Below are 19,513 nucleotides of genomic sequence, written 5' to 3' on the forward strand. Positions count from 1 at the left end.
TTTTCAGCGCTATACTCAGAAAAAGTCGAGATGCCTTTTTTAGATGTGAATATTTATATTATTTTCATCTCATTTAAAACTTCTAAAGTTTTGGTTACATCGTAAATAGCGCTATGGTATTGCTTGTCGTCAAACTCAATATTGTAGTAAGAGCAAGTCTCAATCAGTTTCGGATTTTTTAAATCTCCCGCTACATTTGTAGCTTTAACAATATTTTTATTCTCTTTCATAGTGCAAAAGTGATTCTTAAATAAAACCAAATCTCCTATATGGCGAAGTTCAAACGAGATGTTGTGAGCAACAAGAGTCTCAGCACCATCACAAAACTCTACAAAATCTAAGTCATTCTCAAAATACTCCGAATAACTGACGCCGGTTCTTAGTTCTTCAAGCCTTTCAGGGGATAGTTTATGGATTGCTAAAGCATAAGTATTCAGGTTGTATTTTGAGAAATAATATCTATGAAAGGTACTTATGACAATATATTTGTTGCCTACTTGTTTAACACGAAAAGCTGCTGCTTCGATTACGTCATGTATGTTCGTAGAGTTTGTCTCAAAATCTAAGATAATCAACCGTCTATAAACCTTTAAGTTTGATTGCCATATATAATATATTGTACCGCAATTAAAAAGTCAAGGTACTTTTTCGGGTTATAAATTTTAGTTGACAATAAATAGAAAAAGAATTATAACAATCGGAATAAACGGGGAAGAGGGATATATACGGCGTCATATCTTTGAACAAGTTAAAAAATATCCTGACGACATTAATAAAATAACCGACTAACATTATAAATTCTAAATTGAAAGATATAATGATTATTGGCATGCATAGATCCGGAACAAGTTTAACATCTTGTATTTGTCAGGACTTAGGCGTTAATATTGGAAAAAACTTAATAGGCGCAAATTCAAGTAATCCTGCAGGTCATTTTGAGAATATTGAATTTATGACGTTTCATGAAAAGCTTTTAAAACATGCAGGGGGTAATTGGAACAATATTCCGTCTCAAGATGATTTGCATAAGTCTTTTGATGATAATATATGTGAGGCAAAATCTATAATTAATAAAAATAAGTCTGAAATATGGGGTTGGAAGGACCCTCGTAGTACGCTGTTTTTTGATAAATATATACAATTATTAGAAAATCCTATGCTTCTAATATGTTTTAGAAATTCATATAATGTGGCTAAAAGTTTATACAATAGGGATAAAATTAGTATAAAAGATGGACTTAAATTAGCTAATATATATGATAGATTTATAATTGAAGGTTTAAATAAAATTAATTATTCTATTCCTATATTATATATTCCATTTGAGGATTATTTTATAGATAAATATAAACAAATAGATATGATAAGAGATTTTATAGGCAGTCAAAATATTCCCAATTATAATTTGGTTATAGATGAATACAGTACATTATGATTGCAGCAAAGGAATTGATTTTAGGGCTTGAGAATGACATGCGATAGTTTGTTTACCTTATTCAAAAAACGCCCAACTTAGCCGAGGATTTGGTATGGACTAATTCTATTAGTACGGTTATCTTTATCATTACCGGATAATATTTTAAATATTTGGAGCTATGGATTTACGGAAATGTTTAATGATGCGATTGACTATCCCGGCGATTCCAAAATCTTAATAGCGACAAGAAAAGATGCAGTTAACACAGAAATGTTGCTATTTAATAACGGGGTAGGTATCTTTAATAAAATTAAAAGAGGATTAAATCTTCTTGACGAACTGCATGCCGTTTTTGAATTACACAAAGGAAAACTTACGGCGGACACTAAAAGCCATACCGGGAAAGGTATTTTCTTTACATCCCGCATGTTTGATTCATTCGATATTATATCCAAAAAGGTTTTTTTAATCATGAGTTTGGAGACGATACCGATTGGATTATTGAAAAAGATAAGTTTTTGAAAGGAACGGCAGCATGGATGAAACTGAAAAATAATACGTCACGCACTATGAAAAGTATTTTAGACCGATTTGCATCCGGAGACGATTACGGTTTCAATAAATTGGAATTTATCCCTGATTTAAATAAGTTTTAATTAAATGCAATGAATTTAATTATTTGCCTGAGAGAGGATAGGTATAAAATTGTTCGTAAAAAAGTCTAACCGGCTTCAATTTAAGGAGAAATTATGAATTTATACAATATAGGTTGGAAAAAATTTATATCATTCATTTTAATAATTGGATTTTTTATTATAGGATTTTCCTCTTTTGCTTTGGCTTGGGAGCCCAAGCTTCCCAGTAGAGTTCATGGTCCCAGCTCTTGGTATGTAAATGGTAAGGCAGGACGCTATTTTGTACCTATCATTCAAGGTAAGATTTTAAGTCCGGCATTGGGGATCGTAAAGACGGATTCCAACTGCAAGCCCGACAGTCAAGGTCTCAGCCACTGTTATAACGAGATTGAGCTGTTATCGGGTAAAATGATTACCATTCAAAACACGCACCAAATGAGCAAGTTTCACTGCCTGTATCCGGGTGAACATGTAAGCGTACGACCTGACGGTTTATCATCTTGGGCAATCGTGCAAATAAACCAATAAAATTAGAAGTATAGAATAAATTTACGAAATAATTAAACGAAAAACGCAATCGCCGGCAATAAGGTATAGAAAATGACAAGAAGAACGGATGTCAATTCCATAATATGTATAGTATCTATAATATTTTCTTTGCTTGCAGCGCCGTAATTTTCAAACCCCATAACAGGTCTTTTGCTTTCAACGCCGCCGTAATGGTTGATCCCGCCTAATTTTATTCGCAGCGCTCCCGCTATTACGGATTCAAGCTGTCCTCCGTTTGGACTCGGGTGATTCTTTCTAAACTTGACCCATGATTTAAGTGCTTCTTTAATATCATAACTACTGTAAATAAGCGTCGATAAAAGCATAAAAAATGCGGTTATTCTAAAGGGAATATAGTTTAAGGCATCGTCTAAACGAGCAGAAAAACTACCAAATTTCTCATATTTTTTATTTCTATATCCTACTAACGAATCCATAAGGTTTACGCTTTTGTAAATAACCGCAAAGGCGATACCTAAGGCAACTGCAAAGGGCATTTGAAACGGTTTATATAATAATCCGAAGATTAATCCTATTGTAAAATAAAAAACTACCGAACCCATACCGTCTCCGGTATTTTCCGCAATCGATTCGATAACGGCCCTTGAAATTTCAGACAGGTTAAGATTATGACTGTCTCTGCCGGCAAGAGACATAAGGGCTTTTCTTGCGCTTTCAATATCGTTTGCCTTTAGAAACCGATATATTTTCATACCTTCATATTTTAGACCGCCAGTAGAAAGAAAAGAAAGCAGGATATAAACAGAAAAGGAGTAGAATAAAAATATGGAGATCTTAATCGTTATAATGTCGATTACCGCAAAAACGACTATTATTAAAAAAATTGCAGCAAGGTTAAATAGCAGACCGGAAAGAAAATCATCAGAAACGCTGTAAAATACTTTTTCTAAAAAAAATGCAATTTTTCCCATTATGTTCAACGGATGCAATTTATATCGGATAGAGCCGATATAAAATTCAAGCAAAAAAGCTACGGGAAGAATAATCATCAAAAAATATTAAGTAGTTTACATAATGTCCCTTATGGGACATAACATCTAAAATTATTTATTTATTAATTTATACAAGCCAGTTAATTATTTCGAAGTTTTTATTTGGAACAGTCGTTTCAAAATATCCGTTAACCGGAAAACGTTCTATCTCAACCAAAGGATTGTCTTTATAGGTAAGAACTGCATAAAAATATATATTGCTGAGGGAATCCCCATTAAAAATGGAAAGCGGAATTGCCGCTTCGAGGATATCTTTAAAAACAACTTCCAAACCCGATTCTCGACTGACCGATTTTTTATTAGTTAAAGATGATTTAACTGATAAATTCAATATATTATTATCCATAATATAAAATTCGATATTTATTTCAATATTTGCAGGATTTATAAATTTTATATTCAGCATTTTATCCGACAAGTCTTGACTTTCTTTCTTGAAAAAGTCAAATCTCATAAAAAACATGTTTTCATTAAATCCGTAATATAATCTCTTTATAAACCTGTCCGTATGCGCCATCGCTTTTCCGGATATGATATTCGGAAAATAGACGGCACTTCCGAGCCACTCAAAATAACTACCGGTAATACCGTCTATTTTCGGATTTATAAACGATACTATATTCAGATTCGGTTTCACCGCTCTTTTTCCTTCTAATACCGGAATAAAATAATCATCAGGTGGATTATCATTCAAAAACTTATAAACATTTATAATATGGGTTCTGTATAACAGATCATATTCTTCATCTATACCTGATGTTCTATCCTCTCCATACCACCAGTTGTAATCGCTTCCCTCGGCGATATAAAGCTGTTTCCATGCGGCTTTTAAATATTCGCCGCGCAACCCTCCTTCTTCCCGTATACTATTATTGGTTTTATTTACAAGATAGCTTCTTGTTTTTGAAAGTAAATCCCATGCCTTATTATCCTCGCTATCTCCTATCCAGATTCTAAAGTTATGGTTAATCCATGAGCCAGGATATATAGTCGGAATATTATAAATCTCGGAAAAATCAATATTACGCCCCTGATTCCGTCTAATATCTAAAAATTGTTTAATTTTGACACCTGTTTTGCCATTTTCTATTGAATTTGACGTTTTATCAATATCGTCGGTTATTTTTAGGGTATTTTCTACTTTTTTTATGTACTCACTCGCGGTTACGGTATTTATAATTTCCGTATTATTAGATAATCCTTCGTAAAGGTAATTAAAAAAATCGTATCCGTTGTTTTTATAATATTCCCATGCATTTTCTCCGTCTAATATTATAGATACTACCGGCAAGTCATTTTCATTGTAATTATGCAAACTTAAAGCTATGTTTTTCAAGTTATTTATTAAATCTTCGGCTGCTGCTTCGGGCTCATAGTTTGAATATTTAAACCCTATTGAATCGGAAAGCATTTTATCTCTAAAGAATATATATAAATATCCATTGCCTCTCTTGACTACATACGGCATATAAAGCAGTTTTCTATTATTAATATCCGAAAAATTAACGCCTATCGAATTAAATAATATTTCTTCATCCGTCGCTATCCAATTTATATTATTATCTATGAAAAGTTTTAGCGTTCTTTCGCTTACACTCCCCTCGGACGGCCACATTCCATTTATTTTATAATTTAATTTTTCATCGAAATAATTTATAGCGCTTTTAATTTGATAATCGGCGTCTTCAGGGTGCCTAAAGGGCTTAGGGAGCACTATGCCGTCATGAAAATCGGCTATATCGGTATCGCATAATAAAGGCAATATAGGGTGATAATAAGGGCTTGCCGAAAGCTCAATCTGACCGTTGCCTGCAAGTTCGGTTATTAGCGGAAATATTTTATTTAAAATCTGCGGAATTTTTTCTTTGATCAATACATTTTTTTCTGCTACGGTAAATTTTTTATCCTTATTCTTTAACGCCGTCAAAAATTCATCCGAATTTATTGAAATCGGATCTATCCACATAATGTTAAACAGGACTATTATGTCTAAATAATCCTGATTTGTAAATAAACTTATTTTCTCTCCAAGCCCTATCGAAGTGCCGGCGTCTCTTAACCTGTAATAAAGTTGCTTAAACCTTTCGCTTTTTTCTAAAAAATGTTTGCCTGAAGAACAGGCTGGGAATAATTTATCGAGAATAAACAGTTTGTCGTCAGCAGTTAACTCGAGTATCTTCTTGGCGGAAATGCTTAAAAATTTTTCGTTTTTAAGCGTATTATCGTAATTATTAACGTAATCGTCTAATTGTGTCAGTAAAGAAGGAGAATAGTTAAAAACGGCATGAACTTTGGGATAATTTTTTAAAATCTCTCCCATAAAACGATAGTCCTTAGTGGCATGCAGCCTCGTCCACGGCATTAATATTTCACCGGTAAAATCATCCTTATAATAAGGCTGGTGAAAATGCCACAAGAATATTACGTTTATAGAATTCACTTTGATATTGAAATTAGTTGGATAAAGGGCACATTAAGAGTTCAATTGTATTAGATTTTCTATATATCCCCTATCTTTAGTCATTGCATCGTTGGTAAGCATCGCTTTATAAATGGACACCGCCTTTTTAGGTTCTTTTATTTGCGTGTACAGCGTGGCTTCTTTTAGCATTGCGTACTCCTGAAGTTTGACGCCATCTATTTTAGACATTTTCGCAAAATCTAAAATAGCGTTCTTATAATCCTTCTTAAAAATAGAGACGGTTGCAAGATTACCATAAGCTAAATATGTTAAATTATCGGGACCCGGTTTCGGATAAGCGGCTATATACTTCGTCAAATAAGACTTGGCTTTTTTAAAATTGCCGATCTTCATGTAATCTAATCCCGTATAAAAGTTAGAAATTTTATAAGCACTCGTTCCGACATATTCATGTCGAAGCTTTTTAAGATAAGAAACGGACTTATATATAACCTTCTTATTTTTACCATTAAATGATACATAAAGCCTTATACCCTTCCATAATAATTTATCGGCATTTTTATTTACGTTGCCGTAGTAATACCTGATACCGAAAACAGAGCCTATTATTAAAATAATTAATACTATAACCCCGATAAGCAGAAATTTATTTTTTATTAAAAAACCGTCTACGTCTATTTTATCCATATGTATTTTCTCCGGAACATTATGATTAGCTAATGTTATAAAATATCTATATAAAAATCAAGCATATTTTTTTAATAATATTGAGACGTTATCTTTTATGCTTTTTAATTCTATCTGCGTCAACCCGGCACCGAATCCGATGCCGTCGTAAATCGCCTCGTCCATAATATCGCAAGGCGAATGGGTATCGCTTGATATAATAAGTTTTGCTCCTGTTTTCGCGGCAATTTTAGCCGTATGTCCGTTCGCGAGGCAGTGTCCCTTCCTGTAAGAAAGTTCTAAGCATACACCGTTCTTTTTTGCGATCAGGGCCTCTTCTTCGGAAATCAAACCTGGGTGTGCTAATATATCGATATTTTCTTTTAATGCAGCTAAATTAGTCCCCTTTTCTACCGGTTCGCTCAAGGTTTCACCATGAACGATAACTATCAGCGCACCGCATTTTCGCGCAAGATCGACGGCGTCTTTTATAAGGGTGGGAGGGACATGGGTTATTTCCACGCCGGGCAGTACCGTAAATTTGTTACTGCTGCCATAAAATGAATTTGTTTTCTCACAAATTTTTTTAATATTGGATAAATTATGTTCTATGTTGGAAAAATCGGCGTGATCGGTTATTGCTATTGCCTCCATTCCGGAATATATAGCCCTTCTAATCAGTTCCGCCGGAACAAGTTCTCCATCCGAAAATATCGTGTGCATATGAAAATCTATCATTATCCCTTATCCGTTCTTTATTTTTTTTTGCTTTTCAAATACTCTTTTAAGTCGTTCTTTCTTTATACCTATTGAAACGTCGTCCTCAATTTCGGAAGCTTTAGTAAAGGGTCTCGGAGAATATTTAAAACCGAAAATAAAATCAAATTTTATTTCATCCATTAAAGAAAGCGTCATTTTAAAGTCTTCATCCGTTTCACCCGGAAAGCCGACTATTATATCGGAAGAAATAGATATATCGGAATGCCCATTCTTTAACTTCCTCGCAAGTTTTAAATAATCCTGCCTCGTATAGCCCCTATTCATAGCCGATAAAATCTTATCGGAACCGGACTGAACCGGCAAGTGAATGTCTTTGGAAATTTTATCGTTGCTGCAAATTAGTTTAATAAGTTCGTCATTAAAATCTTTAGGATGAGAGGTTAAGAATCTAATTTTGCCTAAACCTTCAATTTTAGAAATCAATTTCAGCAGATAGCAAAATCGTTTTGTATCGTCATCCGGGGATATATACGAATTTACGTTTTGACCCAAAAACAAGATCTCTCTATCGCCGTTTAAAACATGCCTTTTAACCGTATCGTAAATAATACCTAACGGTACCGATTTTTCCTCTCCCCTGACATACGGAACTATACAGTATGAGCAGTAATTACTACACCCCTCAATAATTTTAACGGTTACTGACCCGTTTTCAGACATTGCGTCCGTAATAAAACCTGCCGACTCGTCCATCTTATCTAATCCTTCTTCCATTTCTTCGGCAAGAATATCCGGAATAGACGTTATTTCGTCGGGACCGAAACAGTAATCAAAGGATAAGCCGGATTCTTCCTTATTTTTCAATTTAATCTGCTTCGCAAAACATCCGGCAAGAACAATCTTTTTATCTTTATCGGAATTTTTTTTAAATCTGCCTAATTCGGAAACGATTTTGTGGTCGGCGTTGTCTCGTACGCTACAAGTATTAAAAATAATTATATCTGCGTTTTTTATGGAATCGGCTTTATAAAACCCCTTTTTCAAAAGACTGCTCTCTATTGAGTTGGAATCGTGAAGATTCATCTGACAGCCGTAAGTTTTAATGAAAAACCCCTTGCTATTACGATTATTTTCCCTTAATAAGGTCATTTTTATAAATCTTACTGACTTTAAAAACCGGAGCCGACTTTTTTTTGATCTCTATTTTTTCGCCTGTTTTTGGATTTCTTCCGGAATACGGCTTATATTCTTTAACGGAAAAACTTCCAAATCCTCTTATTTCTACTCTCTTTTCTTGAATCAAAGCATTTTTTATTTCATTTAATATGGTGCTTACTATTTTATCCGCCATTTTTATCGGAATATCATTTTTGTTTGCAAATTTTTCGATAAATTGTGCCCTATTCATTGAGACTCCTCTTAATTTTATCGGGTTTATATTAATGTTAAAGTTTATCACATAAGGATATCAGGGTCAACATCTATAACTATCTTTTGAGAAGAAAAATATCCGGATAAGCGTTCGTTTCCTCGCAATATATTTATTAATTTATGCAGATTAGATACCTGCGGATATCCCTTTAATATTAACTGATATCTAAAATCGTTCTTTATTTTTTCTATCGGACACGGCGAAGGACCCAAAATAGATATGTTAGTAAAATCGGGTGATTTTATATTAAAATCTACTACCTCCTTTAAATCGGATGCCATTACTTTTAGCCTGTCGACATTTTTATCCGTTAATTTCAATGCTACTATTTTCGTATAAGGCGGGTAGCCATATTCTTTTCTTATTGCAAGTTCTTTTTCGTAAAAACCTTTTGTATCATGAGTCGCAACGTATCGCAATAAATAGTTGTTCCCTATAAACGTTTGTATTGCAATTCTGCCGCGCCCCTCTCCCCTTCCCGCCCTCCCGGAAACCTGAGTGAGTACTTGGAATGCCTTTTCGGAACTTCTGAAATCCGGTATGTTCAATAAGCTATCTGCCAAAATAACCACAACGAGACCTACGTCCGGAAAGTCGTGTCCCTTAGTTATAATCTGGGTACCTATCAATATATCTATTTCCTTTTTTTGCATTTTCTTAAATATATCCGCTCCGTTTTTCCCGCTTTTCGCAATATCCGAATCTATCCTTTCTATTTTAACGTCTTCGCGAACGGCAAATAATGTTTTCACGACGTCTTCTAATTTTTGGACACCTATCCCGTAAGGTTCAATGGTATCCATACCGCATTCCGGGCAGAGTTTAGGAATATCTTCGCTATGACCGCAATAATGACACTTTAAGAAGCCTCCTGCATCTGCGTTTTTATTTTTATGGTAAACTAACGATATAGCGCAATTATTACATAAAAATAGATGACCGCAAGACGAACATATCAAGAACGTAGAGAATCCACGCCTGTTTAAAAACAGCAATACCTGCCTGTTGCCGCCAATATTTTCCTCGATTAGTCGGGTAGTTTCATTTGATAAGATTTTATCGGAAAATCTCCTTTTACCTGAATTCTTAAATTCTGTCTTTAAATCTATTATATCCGTTTCCGGCAAAGATTTACCTTTCACCCTGCTTTTTATGTAGATGTATTCGTATTTTTTAAGCTCTGTCGCATTATAATAAGATTCGAGAGAAGGAGTTGCCGAACCCAGCACGCAGACTCCAGATGTTTTCTTGGACAGCATAACGGCAACATCCCTTGCATTATAAAGAAGCCCCGACTGTTGTTTATAAGAACCGTCATGCTCTTCGTCTACTATTACAAGCCCGGAATTTTTCACCGGAGCAAAAATAGCGGATCTTGCACCTAATATTAATTTAATGTCGCCATTAAGTATCTTTATCCAGTTTACAAACTTTTCTTTTTTTGAAATCTTACTGTGAAATATTGCGAAACTGTTCTGCTCCGCCAATCCCTTAAATCTTTTTTTTATCAAATAAATAAACTGATTGGTAATGAATATTTCCGGAACGATTATGATAATTTGTTTATTTAAACTTAAAGCAAAATCAAGCAGGTTGAAATAAATCTCTGTTTTACCGCTTGCCGTAACGCCGTGAATTAAAAAAGTTTTATAAAAACAGTTTTTTATCGACTCTTTTATTATATTCACTGAATCTGTTTGGTCTACTGTCAAGTCATAAGGCGCTTCGGAAAGAAATGCGGAATTGGGGATACATGCATCGCCTGCCTTTTGAGCCAATGCTTCATTGTAATATTTATCTATCAGATCAAAATGATTCACGTCTATAGACGGCAAAACGGTCTCAAAAACCCTGGAGATATTTTCATGATAATAGGACATAAGAAAATTGTACATATCCTTGTGGGCTTCTTTAAAAAAAACAGCCTTTGAAATGCGACGTATCTTTTTTAACGATATTTTTTTATTTTTAAAGCTGCAGGGTTCATCTTGTTTGATATCGAATATAAAACCATAAACCGGTCTATTTTTTAGAGGGACAATAACTGCTCTACCTACTTCTGCCTCGGTTTCAAATTCTTCCGGTATCAAATAAATAAATTTAATATTTGTTCCGCTTTTGGGAATAACTATATCGGCTATCATAGCTTTATATTATAATATTTTTAACCGTAATATTATAATATAAAATAATATACGGAAAAACCGCATCGAATGTAAACATAAAAGGCTAATATAAAAAAGAAAAAAGGGCAGAATTTAATTTCCGCCCTTTTTTCTAAAACCCAAAATATTATTTAAATCCCCTTATGTATTTTGCTCTCGGTTTTTTCTTTTTTATGCCCTCCTTTTAATGGATAAAAGGATCTTCTATAATAATCGTCCTCGTTTAATTCAACCTTTTTACCGTCATGAGTATAAAAGAATTTACCGTTGCCGAATTCTTCTTTCCAAGCTTCGTCGGCAATCTTTCCGTAATTTTGGGAATACTCGTCCATTTTATCTTTGAGTTCGGTTATTATAGACTCACCCCCCTCCTGCGTAGCCTTAGCACCGCCTTCTGCTACGACCTTTCTTAGAATTTCAGGGTAATCTATTATCATACATGGACGGAGCCTGTTTCTATTATTCATCTGTTCTTTCCTTATAGACTTAAAATACATCGAATTAAGGATTTCCTCCATAGATTTATCAAATATATTGTCCGCTGCAAACTGGGCAAATACACACGGCTCTACCCCGCCTTCAGCATTTACGTGAACATAAACACGTCCGCCCGAAAGACAGCCGTGAGAGAGAACCCCGTCATTCCAGAAGTCCCCGACTACTATCGGTTTAGTCTCTCTTATCTCCGCCACCCTTTTTCTTCTGAAATTTCGCTGTTCCGGCGTCGGCATAAGACCGATATCCGGCTCTCGTCCGATAGGTATATAATTAAAATACCACCCAAGAAAACACCCCTGTTTAATGTAGAAATCTATAAACTCGTCACTAACAATTACCTCATTATTAAACCTCGTCGCCGTGGCGGAAAAACCAAAAAGCACTCCGTTGTCCTTAAGGTAATTCATGGCCGAAACGACCTTTTTAAAATGACCCTTTCCTCTTCTTTCGTCAGTTTCGTCTTCAAAACCCTCGACGCTTATGCATGGAAAAACATTGCCCAACTTCGAAAGCTTTTCCGCCATTTTGCCGTCTATTAAAGAACTGTTCGTGTAAATCTGAAAAAAACAGTCTTTATTTCTTTCGAATATGCTTATAAGGTCTTTTCTTATAAAAGGCTCCCCGCCGGAAATAGTATAAAAAAATATTCCGAAGCTTTTACCTTCGTCAATGATTTGATTGATTTTTTCATATGAAAGCTTATCTTTTCTTGCATAGTTAGCGGAATAACACCCGTAACATTTCAGATTGCAACGCATTGACGGGCTAATAACATAAAAAAGGGGCGGATAAAAACCATTTTTATCGATAAATTTTCTCCTCCTTTCCCCGCTAAGCAGTAAAAAATTAGAGATAAAATTATCGAATATCCCTTTCCTGACGTTTTTAGAAAGGTATGGAAGTTTTCTTTTTAAATTGACAAAAATATGGTCGAAAAAAATCTTTCCGGCGGGCGCTTTGAAATGATTTAACTTATCAGAAATCTTAACTATCATCTCATCGTTTAGCTTAGGCACTATATAGTTACCTGCCAGATAAAGAGTGCGTTTTACGACAGCGCTTTTAACCCTTTCTCTCATAACCGATAATTCCATAATTTGTAGGCCTCCTTATTGATACAAAATTATTTTTCAGAACTTCCAGGCGCGGTCGGTAGAATGTCATTTTACACTTTTAATATCCGCACCATCGTTTTAATATTCTCCAACAGCACCTCCTTTTTATGTAACGTATAAAATGCCAAAAAAAATAAGTCCTCACTACTATATTAACTTAAATTATGAAATAATAGCTTTTTGTAGTTTATCACTATAATGGAAAAAGTCAAGAAACGTAGCACTGTACCGAGGTAAAGTAGAAAAAACGGGATAATCGGTTGTTTTAAAACGACCGATTATTATATTTGCTTTTTTATAGATTATTTGCGATAATAATATTTGTTTTACATGAACAGACGGTTTTGAAAACGGGGGGTTAGCTCAGTTGGTAGAGTGGCGTCTTCGCATGGCGTAGGTCGTGGGTTCGAATCCCATACCCTCCACCATTTAAGGCAGTAGAAAATAAGCCGTTCCGCAGAACGAACAAGTCTTTTAAAATTGAATATATCTTATACGCAGAATATTAAATAGCCTCGTTTTATTCTTTATTATATTCAATCCATTGCCGACATAAAAGTCGTTAACGACGGCAGATAACTATTCAACATAAAACTTCTTTTATCGCTTTCTTTATAGCGAGAACGGTTTTGTCTATATCGTGCTTGCTATGTTTGGAACTTAAAAACATAGCTTCATATTGAGAAGGAGCAATAAATATTCCCTCGTTTAGCATTATACCGAAAAATTTCTTAAATAAAATTGCATCCGACTTCATTACGTCTCTAAAATTATTGACATCTCTTCCCTTAAAAAATATGGTGAGCAGAGACGCTATGCCGTTCATCGTAATTTTATCGTCAAAACCCTTAATCTCGTCTTTTAAATTTTTAATCAGATATTGCGATGCTTCATTGGCTTTAGATACCGCGTCGTCTTCTTCTATTGCTTTTATGGTAGCTATGCCGGCTGCTACACATATAGGATTACCGGAAAGCGTTCCTGCCTGGTAAACCGGACCAATAGGAGAAAGATATTCCATTATATCTCTCCTTCCGCCGAAAGCGCCTATCGGAAGCCCACCGCCTATTATTTTGCCGAGGCATGTTATATCCGGTTTTAGACCGAACAAGCCCTGTGCTCCGCTATGGGACACCCTGAAACCAGTTATGACCTCATCGAAAATTATAAGCGAATCGTTTTCGTGGCACAGGTCCATTAAGCCCTCCAAAAAACCGTCCTTAGGCAAAACTACCCCCATGTTTGCAGCTACCGGCTCTATTATGACCGCGGCCACCTCTCTCTTGTGATTAAGAAATAAATCTTTGACGGTTTCTAAATCGTTATAAACAGCAACGAGGGTATCCAAAGAGGAATTTACTGGGATACCGGCGCTTGAAGGTATGGATGTCGTTAGCGCTCCGGAACCGGCCTTTACAAGCATAGAATCGGAATGACCATGATAACATCCCTCGAATTTTATAATTTTATCCCTTTTCGTAAAACCCCTTGCAAGCCTGATTGCGCTCATTACGGCTTCAGTTCCGGAATTTACAAGTCTTATCATCTCCATTGAGGGAAAATATTTGTTGACTAAACCGGCAAGTTCGACCTCCGTTTCCGTCGTTGCTCCAAAACCGAATCCATTTTTTGCCGTATCCGAAATAGCCTTTATTACGCGAGCATCACCGTGTCCAAGCAACATGGGACCGTAAGACATGACATAGTCGATATATTCGTTTTCGTCAACGTCGTAAATTTTACTCTCGTGTGCTTTCTTTATTATCAAAGGCGATAATCCGACTGATTTAAAAGCCCTAACGGGACTATTGACGCCGCCCGGCATTAAGATTTCGGCTTGTCTTAATATATTTAGACTCCTTGTGTTTTTCATAAAATCTTCCTCTTTATTTTAGTTTTACTTTATAGATTTCGATATATACGGGGCAAAAAATTTGAATACCTCTTCGTTCCATCCGGGTAGGACGACATGGCCGCTGTTTTTTGCGATGAATAGCTGCTTTTTAGATTTAATAAGTTTATATACGGCAAGACTGCCTTCAGGAGGACAGTCTTCATCTTTAAGCCCAACTCCCATTAGAACGGGAGATTTAATACGGTTTACAAAATGCTTAGTATCGACATAATAAAGCGACCTCATAACGGCGGCTTTATCATCCTTATGCTTTTTTAGAAATGCTTTGACCTCCATATAGGGACCCATTTTGGCGAGCGGCATTTGCACGGGAATATCGCTTAAAAACGGAACATCAGCGGCGGAGGCAACGACGTGACGATCCATAGCGGCATCTATCAGGGACAACCCGCCGCCCATACTACCCCCCGTAACAAATATAAGTTTATGGTTTATTTTTTTAAAATGCTCTAAAAATTTTAACGACATAAGCGAATCCATTATAATCTTAACCATGGAGAAAGTTCTTACATGTAAAATGCCGTCGGTCATAAGCCCTGGAAAACCGGGATTATAAACTGCCCTGCTTCTTCCGTGCCCCCTTAAATCGATGGAAAGAGCGCCATAACCCCTCATTGCAAAAAAATGCGCCCATCCGGGCGTTCCATATGAACTGTAACCGTGCAATAAAAGCACCCCCGGATACTTTTTTCCTGCAACGCCGTAAGGAATTGAAAAATAGCCCTTAAGTCTCAACCCGTCATAAGAATTTAAGGTCAAATTATAGGTCTCTATTTTATCTATTTTGTCGTCGTAAAGCGGTTTCAAAGTATATATGACCCTTTTTTCATTGAGGTTATCGTACATACCGCGCCAGAACCTTTTAAACCTTCGATATCTCGTAACGGCAATGTTTTTACGGATTTTAGGAACGGAAACAATATATGTATAAAGGAATATACCGGCTACGAAAATTACGACAAAAGATACTGCTATTAATACAATATTGCTTTTATTAGCATGCATAAATTACGACTTGATATAAGTTGATGTTAATTGGACATCCTTTCTGAATAGATTCAAAAAGAATGTCCAATTAAATACCTATTGAGATTCATACTGTCGAGTAGATTGTCGTTTCACTTTTTCTTTATTTCAGAGAGTCGAGATACTCCGCAACGGTTTCTAACTGCACCGGATTAAGATTGTGATTAGGCATCATCGTATTCGGAGAATGAACCTTCGGTGTATTAATCTGAACTTCCAACCAATGAATAGAATGACCCTTAGTCCCTTCTTTGGAAAGATTAGGACCTATAGAGCCGCCTTTGCCGTTTATAACGTGACAGCTCATACAGCTTTGATCTTTAATAATTTTCATTGCCGCAGGTTCTAAATTTTTTGTTTTCAGAGTAGATTTGGGGGTAGATTTTGCAACAACGACTTTACTCGACGTTTTTTTAGCTTTAACGACGGCTTTAGCCGGAGCAACGGTCTTTTTTTTGACGGATGTGGACGGCGTAGATTTTTTGGCACATCCGTAAAGAGCAAAGCTGATAACGACTAAAGATAATACTGTGAGTAACGTGGCTAACCTTTTTTTCGTTTTAAATACCTTCAATTTCTCATCCTCCATAGAATTAAAAATAAAATTTTAAATAAAATATAAGTACATGATAATATTTATTTAAAATTTTTGTCAAGTCAAAAAACATAATAGGGAATAAATGCCAAACATCAATTTGATAAGGCAATACAGCTAAGATTCAAACCATCGTCAATGTCGAATACGGTCAATTTTTGATATCTCTAAAACCGTTATGCCGTCCGGCAAGAAGTGGTTCATATTTTCCATTAATTCGCCTAAACCGCCTATAGCAGTATCTCTTCTCACTTTCACCTTTACATATAGGTTTTCACTTTCGCTCATAAACGGAATAGGATTGGAAAAACTTATTTTAGGCTTAGAACTAAATTTGGATTTTCCGTATACAATTGGGAGTTTAACTATTCTAAATGCCTTTAATAATATTTTTCCGGTTTCTAAATGTCCTAAATATTTCATGTCGCCCTTCTTGGAGTATCTTAAATTCAATTCGTAAAAAGGTTCTAAGGCACCGCTGATATTGCCGTTATCGCTGCATCCTATATTCCCTCCTATACGGTTGACCGTTTCGTTTGATGCCTGACTGCCGCAGTTGTTTATTTTAGAAGAATAAATCGGGCTTATCGTTTTAAAATCGCAGACACCGCACAAATAACAGACCTTTCTGCAATTTTTCGTTAAAAGTTTTGACCTGTTATTGTCCTCAAAGTTATTAGTATTCATATAATAAATAGATTTTGAATTTTCTTCATAAGACTTTTTAAATTCATTTTTAAAGTATTCTTTATTTACGAGTATATCTATAAAATCCCATGGTAACGGGCTATCAAGGTCTTTCTCGCTGTATAGATACCTATTTGTCAAGTCGTTAAAATTAGACCGTCCGGATTTGTCGCCCCCCGATTCTAAAGCCTTTATCCATGCATTATAGTTTAATAACTTAGATTCGCTGTCGTAAACCGCTCCTAATTTATATGCATCATAAATGATTTTAGAGGTAAAATCGTCTCCCCTGGAGATAAGTCCCTCTATGAAACTAACCTTGGGGTCTTGATATCTGAAATTTATATTTAATGGCCTCAATAATTTTCTTAGATAATTAATTTTAAAAGTAAGCTCCGACTCCTTTTCCATCGGATACCATTGAAAAGGAGTATGAGGCTTCGGGACAAAGTTATTGACGTTAACCGTGATTTTTAATCCTCCTGCACTCTTTTTTATCTTTAAAACCAAACTATAAATACCGTCTAAATCGGCAATTCTTTCAAAAGGCAGACCTATCATAAAATATAGTTTAAGGCTTTTAAACCCCATTTGGAACAGGTCTGTCGCCTCTTTGAGCAGGTCATCTTCGGAAATATTTTTATTGATTATATTTCTGAGCCTTTGCGTTCCGGTCTCCGGGGCAAGGGTAAAGTTGGCTTTCTTAACCTCGGCGGTTTTTTCGAGAATATCTTTGCTCAAAGAACCTATTCTCATTGAAGGAAAAGACATGGAAACCCTTTCTTCCGACATAATATCGGATAGTTCTGAAAGTATCTCTCCGATATCGGAGTAATCGCCGGTAGAAAGGGAAGACAGTGATATTTCCGCCAATCCTGTATCTTGCAGGCCATTCTTCACGGCATTTATAACTTCCCCTTTTTTTCTTTCTCTGACGGGTCTATAAATATACCCTGCCTGACAAAACCGGCATCCGGAAGAACAGCCTCTCGCTATCTCAATACAAAGCCTGTTGTGAATCGTCTCTACAAGCGGAACGATGTGTTTATTAATGTAACCGCTTAAATTTATATCATATACTATTGATTTTTTTACATTTTTAGAATATCCAGGTACGTAAACGCCTCTAATTTTAGCAAGTTCTTTCTTTACGTGAGCCCTAAAGTTTTTTTCCGAAACAATACCGGCATTGAAGTCATTTTTAGCCTTTAAAACGGTATCGCATATGACTACCGAAGTAATCTCACCGTCTCCTATTATGAAGAAATCCATAAAATCTTTTAAGGGAAGAGGATTAAAAGCACACGGACCGCCCGCCCCTACAAACGGGTCGTTTAAACCCCTGTCTTTAGAAAAGACGGGAATATCCGACAGTTCAAGCATGAGCAATATATTGGTGTAAGAAAGTTCATATTGAAGAGAAAAACCTATTACATCGAATTTTTTTATTTCCTTAAACGATTCTAAAGAAAAAAGGGGGATATTGTTTTCTTTAAGCTTTAGGTTCATATCCGGATACGGTAAATAAACCCTTTCACACGCTATATAATCCTTGGAATTTAATATGTCGTATATTATCCCCATTCCTATGTGGCTCATTCCGAGTTCATAAAAATCCGGAAAGGCAAGTGCAAATTTTAGCGGTATATTTTCGATATCTTTAACGACAGTTCCCATTTCTAAACCGATATATCTAATCGGTTTTTGAACAAACGGGAAAACTGAATCGTTCAGATTTTTATATAACTCATAATTTCTTTTCATAGACTCATTGTTTATTGCTCAGTGAATTAATGTTGTAATGTCATATCGTACTATACGAAATATTATACAATTAATATTTTAACAGAAACAATGGGATAACAAAAGAGAATCGGGGGTTTAAGATTTTTCATTTGATTTATTTGATAAAATAATTGTAAAATGTTACTCATTATGAATAATATTAATAATACCGTTCAGCTCATAGCAATTGCGATAATTCCGGTTTTATTCGCAATAATACTTCATGAAGTATCTCATGGTTATATCGCCCATGTATTCGGAGACGATACGGCAAAGAAAGCCGGAAGACTTACGCTTAATCCGTTAAAACACATAGATCCTTTCGGGACTATTCTGCTGCCTATAATTTTAATTTTTCTTGCAGGCTTTGCCTTCGGTTACGCAAAGCCCGTCCCGGTCAATTTCAACAAACTTAGAAACCCCAAGAGGGATACGGGGTTCGTCGCTGCGGCGGGTCCGATTACTAATTTTATCCTCGCCTTCATATGTTTTATATTATTAAAAGTAATACTCATAAATTTTCCGGTTATGAATCTTTATCTTGCTTATTTTATAAGTCATCTCATGTTTCAGACGGTCTCGGGTAGTTTATTTCTTAAATTTTTTATTTATCCCATGACCTTTATGTTGTTCATAGGCGTAATGATAAATCTTATACTCGGAGTATTTAATTTAATACCCATACCCCCTTTAGACGGAGGAAGAATTGCCGTAAGCCTTTTACCCGAACCTTTTTCGGGATATTTGGTCAAGTTAGAGCCCTTCGGAATAATTCTGTTGCTTATACTGCTGCTTATAGATCCGGGCAACTTTTTAACAGTTTCATTTAATTATATTATAAATAACGTAGTTTTAAGAAATTTAAGCCTATGA

General features: G+C 35.5%; 18 protein-coding genes and 1 tRNA gene. 6 read left to right on the forward strand and 13 right to left on the reverse strand.

All coding sequences use genetic code 11. The features are described from left to right. Window positions 1–53: 53 nt before the first annotated feature. A complete protein-coding gene (locus ACMCNP_RS00375; protein WP_419312268.1) occupies window positions 54–575 on the reverse strand; it encodes a 3'-5' exonuclease in 522 nt (173 codons plus the stop codon). Between the two features lie 242 nt (window positions 576–817). On the opposite strand from ACMCNP_RS00375, the gene ACMCNP_RS00380 reads away from it, so the two are divergent. The 4 genes from ACMCNP_RS00380 (at window position 818) to ACMCNP_RS00395 (ending at window position 2,580) form a co-directional block, all read left to right on the forward strand. Further along, window positions 818–1,435, forward strand: coding sequence for a hypothetical protein (locus ACMCNP_RS00380; RefSeq protein WP_419312270.1), 618 nt, complete (start codon window positions 818–820; stop codon window positions 1,433–1,435). A 174-nt stretch (window positions 1,436–1,609) separates the two neighbouring features. After that, entirely contained in the window at window positions 1,610–1,939 is a 330-nt protein-coding gene (locus tag ACMCNP_RS00385; RefSeq protein ID WP_419312273.1) for a hypothetical protein, read from the forward strand. Further along, window positions 1,936–2,073 carry a hypothetical protein gene (locus tag ACMCNP_RS00390; RefSeq protein ID WP_419312275.1) on the forward strand — a complete coding sequence of 46 codons (138 nt, stop codon included), beginning with the start codon at window positions 1,936–1,938 and terminating at the stop codon, window positions 2,071–2,073. Before ACMCNP_RS00385 ends, ACMCNP_RS00390 begins: the two co-directional genes overlap by 4 nt. 93 nt (window positions 2,074–2,166) lie before the next feature. Next, window positions 2,167–2,580, forward strand: coding sequence for a hypothetical protein (locus tag ACMCNP_RS00395; RefSeq protein WP_419312277.1), 414 nt, complete (start codon window positions 2,167–2,169; stop codon window positions 2,578–2,580). A 32-nt stretch (window positions 2,581–2,612) separates the two neighbouring features. Here ACMCNP_RS00395 and cbiB read toward each other — a convergent pair whose 3' ends face one another. The 8 genes from cbiB to ACMCNP_RS00435 all read right to left on the reverse strand — a co-directional run bounded on the left by cbiB (window position 2,613) and on the right by ACMCNP_RS00435 (window position 12,611). Further along, the gene (gene cbiB / locus ACMCNP_RS00400) at window positions 2,613–3,611 is read right to left on the reverse strand and encodes an adenosylcobinamide-phosphate synthase CbiB (protein ID WP_419312280.1); all 999 of its coding nucleotides are present in this window, start codon (window positions 3,609–3,611) and stop codon (window positions 2,613–2,615) included. Window positions 3,612–3,681: 70 nt separating this feature from the next. Then, window positions 3,682–6,054, reverse strand: a complete 2,373-nt coding sequence (locus ACMCNP_RS00405) for a glycoside hydrolase family 57 protein (RefSeq protein ID WP_419312283.1) — start codon at window positions 6,052–6,054, stop codon at window positions 3,682–3,684. A 33-nt stretch (window positions 6,055–6,087) separates the two neighbouring features. Then, entirely contained in the window at window positions 6,088–6,723 is a 636-nt protein-coding gene (locus tag ACMCNP_RS00410) for a tetratricopeptide repeat protein (RefSeq protein WP_419312286.1), read from the reverse strand. A gap of 57 nt (window positions 6,724–6,780) precedes the next feature. Next, the gene (locus ACMCNP_RS00415; RefSeq protein WP_419312289.1) at window positions 6,781–7,440 is read right to left on the reverse strand and encodes a histidinol phosphate phosphatase domain-containing protein; all 660 of its coding nucleotides are present in this window, start codon (window positions 7,438–7,440) and stop codon (window positions 6,781–6,783) included. A gap of 6 nt (window positions 7,441–7,446) precedes the next feature. Then, window positions 7,447–8,571 carry a tRNA (N6-isopentenyl adenosine(37)-C2)-methylthiotransferase MiaB gene (gene miaB, locus ACMCNP_RS00420; protein WP_419312292.1) on the reverse strand — a complete coding sequence of 375 codons (1,125 nt, stop codon included), beginning with the start codon at window positions 8,569–8,571 and terminating at the stop codon, window positions 7,447–7,449. Next, entirely contained in the window at window positions 8,549–8,830 is a 282-nt protein-coding gene (locus ACMCNP_RS00425; RefSeq protein WP_419312295.1) for an HU family DNA-binding protein, read from the reverse strand. Before ACMCNP_RS00425 ends, miaB begins: the two co-directional genes overlap by 23 nt. Window positions 8,831–8,877: 47 nt before the next feature. Further along, entirely contained in the window at window positions 8,878–10,998 is a 2,121-nt protein-coding gene (priA, locus tag ACMCNP_RS00430; RefSeq protein WP_419312298.1) for a replication restart helicase PriA, read from the reverse strand. A 152-nt stretch (window positions 10,999–11,150) separates the two neighbouring features. Further along, window positions 11,151–12,611, reverse strand: coding sequence for a radical SAM/SPASM domain-containing protein (locus ACMCNP_RS00435; RefSeq protein WP_419312301.1), 1,461 nt, complete (start codon window positions 12,609–12,611; stop codon window positions 11,151–11,153). Between the two features lie 373 nt (window positions 12,612–12,984). On the opposite strand from ACMCNP_RS00435, the gene ACMCNP_RS00440 reads away from it, so the two are divergent. Continuing rightward, window positions 12,985–13,060 (forward strand) — tRNA-Ala (locus ACMCNP_RS00440). Between the two features lie 155 nt (window positions 13,061–13,215). Here ACMCNP_RS00440 and hemL read toward each other — a convergent pair. The 4 genes from hemL to ACMCNP_RS00460 form a co-directional block, all read right to left on the reverse strand. After that, on the reverse strand, window positions 13,216–14,505 hold the full coding sequence (gene hemL, locus ACMCNP_RS00445) for a glutamate-1-semialdehyde 2,1-aminomutase (RefSeq protein ID WP_419312304.1): 1,290 nt from the start codon (window positions 14,503–14,505) through the stop codon (window positions 13,216–13,218). A gap of 24 nt (window positions 14,506–14,529) precedes the next feature. Continuing rightward, complete coding sequence (locus tag ACMCNP_RS00450; protein ID WP_419312306.1) at window positions 14,530–15,552, reverse strand: acetylxylan esterase; 1,023 nt, start codon at window positions 15,550–15,552, stop codon at window positions 14,530–14,532. Window positions 15,553–15,676: 124 nt separating this feature from the next. Continuing rightward, window positions 15,677–16,147: a c-type cytochrome gene (locus tag ACMCNP_RS00455; RefSeq protein WP_419312308.1), complete on the reverse strand. Its 471-nt coding sequence runs from the start codon at window positions 16,145–16,147 to the stop codon at window positions 15,677–15,679. 156 nt (window positions 16,148–16,303) lie between these two features. Continuing rightward, a complete protein-coding gene (locus ACMCNP_RS00460) occupies window positions 16,304–18,619 on the reverse strand; it encodes a DUF2344 domain-containing protein (RefSeq protein WP_419312310.1) in 2,316 nt (771 codons plus the stop codon). 171 nt (window positions 18,620–18,790) lie between these two features. Here ACMCNP_RS00460 and ACMCNP_RS00465 point away from each other — a divergent pair, with 171 nt between their 5' ends. Beyond that, window positions 18,791–19,513 carry a site-2 protease family protein gene (locus ACMCNP_RS00465; RefSeq protein ID WP_419312313.1) on the forward strand — a complete coding sequence of 241 codons (723 nt, stop codon included), beginning with the start codon at window positions 18,791–18,793 and terminating at the stop codon, window positions 19,511–19,513.

It is taken from the genome of Candidatus Acidulodesulfobacterium sp. H_13 (assembly GCF_048541835.1).
In the GTDB taxonomy this organism is placed as follows: Bacteria; SZUA-79; SZUA-79; order Acidulodesulfobacterales; family Acidulodesulfobacteraceae; genus QIJE01.